General features: G+C 48.5%; 1 rRNA gene. It reads right to left on the reverse strand.

What is annotated here, in order from left to right:
• A 16S ribosomal RNA gene (locus tag KGF38_RS20005) occupies window positions 1-453 on the reverse strand; the annotation flags it as partial.
• Window positions 454-513: the final 60 nt, after the last annotated feature.

The raw sequence follows: 513 nt of genomic DNA on the forward strand, positions 1-513 counted from the left end.
CAAGTACCGTCATTATCTTCCTTGAGGACAGAGTTTTACGACCCGAAGGCCTTCATCACTCACGCGGCGTTGCTGCATCAGGCTTTCGCCCATTGTGCAATATTCCCCACTGCTGCCTCCCGTAGGAGTTTGGACCGTGTCTCAGTTCCAATGTGGCCGATCACCCTCTCAGGTCGGCTACTGATCGTCGCCTTGGTAAGCCGTTACCTTACCAACTAGCTAATCAGACGCGGGTCCATCCTGTACTGGCTCACCTTTGATATTTAAGAGATGCCTCTCAAATATGTTATCCCGTATTAGCATACCTTTCGGTATGTTATCCGTGTGTACAGGGTAGGTTACCCACGCGTTACTCACCCGTCCGCCGCTCTTTACCGAAGTAAATCGCTCAACTTGCATGTGTTAGGCACGCCGCCAGCGTTCATCCTGAGCCAGGATCAAACTCTCAAATAAAAGTTTATCAGGCTCAGATACTATTGTTATCAAAATATCTGGCTTTATGGTTTGTTTCTT

The sequence above is a fragment of the Clostridioides sp. ZZV14-6387 genome, from assembly GCF_020657835.1.
Classification (GTDB): domain Bacteria; phylum Bacillota; class Clostridia; order Peptostreptococcales; family Peptostreptococcaceae; genus Clostridioides; species Clostridioides difficile_A.